The following is a 3,998-nucleotide window of genomic DNA, read 5'->3' as shown; positions in this document are numbered from 1 at the left end:
GGGGGTATTGTCTACCCCGTTAGCTCGTTTCCAGATTACGGCACCGTTAGCCCCAAGTACCCGTTGCATAAGGTCTATAGGCATTTCCTGTACGGTTTTTACTTTTCTAAGCCCCAGGTTTCTGAGTGTCTGGTAGGTTTTATCGCCCACCATAGGAATTTTTTTGTTAGAGAGCGGGGCTAAAAAGGGTTTTTCATAGCCAAAATCTACTTTCAGCTGGTTGTTGGGTTTAGCCTCATTGGTAGCTACTTTAGAGACTACTTTGTTTACAGACAGCCCGAAGGAAATGGGGAGGCCGGTTTCCTTAATGATCATTTTTCGCAATTCTGAGGCGTAGTGATAGCAGCCAAAAAAGCGGTCCATGCCGGAAAGGTCTGCGTAAAACTCGTCTATACTCGATTTCTCAAAAACCGGGACCTGTTCCTTGATGATTTCGGTAACCAGATCGGAGTGCTTGCTATAGGTACCCGCGTTACCCCGGATGACAACGGCTTCAGGGCAAAGTTCCCTTGCCATTTTCATGGGCATCCCGGAATGTATCCCAAAACCCCGGGTTTCATAACTGCATGCAGCTACCACTCCTCTATCGCTGGTACCACCCACCAGCAGGGGTTTGTTTTGCAACTCGGAATTAATGAGCCGCTCTACGGATACAAAAAAGGTATCCAGATCCAGATGAAGAATGGTCTTTTGCATAACTGTCTAAAAGGACAGCTAAGTTATGGAATATTTCCAATTTATTGGATTATTTCCATATTTATTTTATGCTTTTTTACAGGTTTCTATATCCTTAGTCGAATGCAAATCCTGTAGACACTCTAAAGATAAATGCATAGAGCGCGATCAGGAACATTGCAAAGCTAAACCATGCAAAAAGTTTAAAATAGTTTCGAATAATAAGGGTTCCTAAATTCCTGAATCCCTCCAAATAAATTTCCCTAAGTAATTCTATCGTTTTCATAACACTAATTTTAGAATTCACTTATGAGACTTCAAAAGCCGTTCTAAGTTTAGCTTTTTGCCATTCTTTTAGCCAAGGGAACAGAATTCCCGGATAAAATGCGCAATTTTTAAACAGTAAACCTGGAATAGAGATTCTAAGGAATGCATTGGAAGCAATAAAAAAATCCCTGTAAGGATAAACCGTACAGGGATTAATTATTATTTAGGTTGGTTATTTAATCCGCCATAGTTCTAAAGAGCCAAGTGGCTACTTTAGATCTGCTTTATTGGACTCCTGCGGCTGTCATTATCATAAACATCATCACAGAAATAAACAAACATCCTGCTGCTACAAAAAAGTCGATTAAACTAAATCCTTTATGTCTTTGAGCCATAATACTATATTTAAGTTAGTAATTAATCAAATGCAAATCCTGTATACACCCTGAAAATAAAGGCGTAGAGGACCACAAAAAACATTATAAAACTAAACCAGGCAAAAGCCTTAAAATACTTCTGCACAATAATATTCCCCAAATTCCTGAAACCTTCTAAATAGATTTCTTTAATAAGTAAAGCTGTTTTCATATCCCAAATCGTAAAAATTAATATGATCTCAAATTCCGTATTCTTTAAAGTCTTATTTGAAATTATAGACTAACAACACTATAAATTGATGTAATGCAGTTTTGATTCAGAAGAACGGGATTTGTCGCAGTTTATAGCGAAAGAAGTTATTGCTTCAATTAGTTAAACAAATAGAAAATACCGACCAATGGCATTTAATATATGCTCTAGTTAGAAATCCTACATTGAAACAACCATAAAAGTCATCCCTGAAATTAATAATAATTGGTATACAGACTAATCTTTTTACAATTGATATGGAATAAATTATGTATGAGGGTTTAGATGGAATATATCAGGAGAATCAGCAAATTAAAAAACCCTCCGGGCCTTCAGGAGGGTTAATAAAAATTAAATAAACTATTGATTTGCAACTATTATATTTCTAATGCATTATCATTTTCTATTAATCCATCTTGTAATGATATACCTTAAAAAAGTTTTGCTAGAAATCAGCATCGGTATCTCCTTCTCCTATAGGCTCTTTCCCAGTTCTGATGAAGCCCATATTCAAGTTTATAGAATAACTAAAATAAATTGGTTTTTCATTTCTCAGAATATCAATAATATTTGGAAACATTGAAATAGGGTAGCGCAAGTACACTAATTTATTTCTTTTATCGTAACTATTTGCAGGGATGCCCTTACCATCAGGATAAAAGTTCAGCTGTACCACAAAATCATCATTATTATAACATTTTACGAGGGCGCGTGGATAAACTTTGCTCTTCTCAGCTCCTCCTGACTGAAAGTGAACCCAATAATGGTCTATTTCGCTATCTATTAATTTCATTGAATCTAGGTTTAATTGATTAATAAGGTAACAAGTTAAAGATTATTTCACAAGATAGAAATAGATATGGCAAAAAAGATGTCTTTTATAATAAAAAAGACCCCGTGCAATTCTGGGGGCTTCGTACCTCACGTGGGATTGAATTACTTACTAATAGATTCCAACCAGTTTGTATTTGAAAACCTAGCCTTAGTCATGGTTTTTAACTCATGCCCATGTTTCTTGGTGATCTCTTCCCAAGCCCACCATACTTTTGGTCAGAAATTCTTTAGGTTTTATTTTAGTTCCGGTTTAGATATTTTGGGCTATCAAGTTTTTATTAAAAAAAGGAGAATGGCCAAATAGACCAGATAAAGAAATAACATCTTTATATGCTTTCTGTATTTTTCCATTTTGACCGTTCTCCAAACTAACAAACACCAACTATTTTCTATTGCTGCGCCATTTCCAAATTGATGGTCATATTGACCTCATCACCTAAAGTGGGGGTGTCGCCACCTACACCAAAGGCCAAACGGTCAACCGTTCCAGTCAACTTAAGTCCGGCCTTTAGTTTTTGGCTGCGCTGATCGGTAATGATACCATTCAACTTACCTTCCAAGATAACGGGCTTGGTCACGCCGTGCATGGTTAGGTCGCCTGTAAGCTTAAATGTCTTTTCCCCTGTTTTCTCAAAAGAGGTGGTCTTGAAAGCCAAGGAAGGGTGCTTTTCCGCATCAAAAAAATCGGCACTGCGCAAATGGTCGTCCCTGCGATCATTGTCAGTATCGATACTGGTCGTCTTGATATCAACAGTAAAGTTGGGCTCACTGAAAGATTCATCGGCCGTGGCCTGGATGTCGAATTCCCCGAAATGGCCTTCTACTTCGGAAATCATCAAATGGGTAATGGCAAAACCTACTTTGGAGTGCGCATTATCGGCCTTCCAGGTATCCTGTGCCGTAACTGTCGCAAAAGCGACGAACGATAAAATTAAGATTACTTTTCTCATAGTGTTTGAATTTAATTTTTTGTAAATGATATTAGAGGGTTAAGTCTTTATTGTTTATCAGAACTTTTTTCCATGGAATTAAAAAACTTAATCAATGCTCAAAAATCCTTTTTTTGAATCAGAGACTATTCAAATTTTCTGCGAACGACAATAATACTCCAGTAAACAACAGAATGTTAAATTAAACCACATCCAACTTAAAAATATCAGTTCAATTCGCGGTATCTGGCTTTTTTATAGCCCAATTTACAATTCATCATTATGGGCGGATTTTTAGTAATACTTTTTATGTTAGTCTTCACTAGCGGTTGTTGAAACATGGTAGAACAAAAACCGTTTATTTCAGTGAATACAAGAAGTGCTGGAAAGAGGGAATACTGTACCAGATTTATCCATAAAGTTTTAAAGAAAGTAATGGTTCCTAAGGAGATTTAATTGATTACCCCAAATATGAGTCAAATCTGGGCTTATCTAAGCAATTCTGTTTGCTATTTATTAGTCATAAAATGATAAGCCCCTAAATATCAATTATTTAAGGGCTTTTACATGTACCTCGGGTGGGAATCGAACCCACACGTCCGAAGACACTGGATTTTGAATCCAGCGCGTCTACCAGTTCCGCCACCGAGGCAAAGGGACTGCAAA

Annotated in this window: 5 protein-coding genes and 1 tRNA gene; all 6 read right to left on the bottom strand. The window is 37.0% G+C overall.

Going from position 1 to position 3,998, the window contains the following annotated elements; genetic code table 11:
- A partial coding sequence (locus Q0X89_RS02355; protein WP_297691003.1) for a DNA polymerase IV occupies positions 1-696 on the bottom strand: 696 nt, incomplete at its 3' end.
- Positions 697-790: 94 nt separating this feature from the next.
- Complete coding sequence (locus Q0X89_RS02350) at positions 791-961, bottom strand: DUF6747 family protein (protein WP_297691002.1); 171 nt, start codon at positions 959-961, stop codon at positions 791-793.
- Between the two features lie 398 nt (positions 962-1,359).
- Positions 1,360-1,530 (bottom strand): DUF6747 family protein, encoded by a 171-nt coding sequence (locus Q0X89_RS02345; RefSeq protein WP_297691001.1) that lies wholly within the window; start codon positions 1,528-1,530, stop codon positions 1,360-1,362.
- Between the two features lie 484 nt (positions 1,531-2,014).
- Entirely contained in the window at positions 2,015-2,362 is a 348-nt protein-coding gene (locus Q0X89_RS02340; RefSeq protein WP_297691000.1) for a hypothetical protein, read from the bottom strand.
- A gap of 430 nt (positions 2,363-2,792) precedes the next feature.
- Positions 2,793-3,353: a YceI family protein gene (locus Q0X89_RS02335; protein WP_297690999.1), complete on the bottom strand. Its 561-nt coding sequence runs from the start codon at positions 3,351-3,353 to the stop codon at positions 2,793-2,795.
- Positions 3,354-3,902: 549 nt separating this feature from the next.
- Positions 3,903-3,984: transfer RNA gene (locus tag Q0X89_RS02330), tRNA-Leu, on the bottom strand.
- Between the last annotated feature and the right edge of the window lie 14 nt (positions 3,985-3,998).

Origin of the sequence: uncultured Eudoraea sp. (assembly GCF_947258525.1) — a bacterium.
In the GTDB taxonomy this organism is placed as follows: Bacteria; Bacteroidota; Bacteroidia; order Flavobacteriales; family Flavobacteriaceae; genus Eudoraea.
This window is presented reverse-complemented; position numbering and strand designations above follow the sequence as displayed.

Coding starts and splice junctions, on each gene's coding strand:
- Q0X89_RS02350 (WP_297691002.1), bottom strand. CDS start 961: ATGAAAACGATAGAATTACTTAGGGAAATTTATTTGGAGGGATTCAGG.
- Q0X89_RS02340 (WP_297691000.1), bottom strand. CDS start 2,362: ATGAAATTAATAGATAGCGAAATAGACCATTATTGGGTTCACTTTCAG.
- Q0X89_RS02335 (WP_297690999.1), bottom strand. CDS start 3,353: ATGAGAAAAGTAATCTTAATTTTATCGTTCGTCGCTTTTGCGACAGTT.
- Q0X89_RS02345 (WP_297691001.1), bottom strand. CDS start 1,530: ATGAAAACAGCTTTACTTATTAAAGAAATCTATTTAGAAGGTTTCAGG.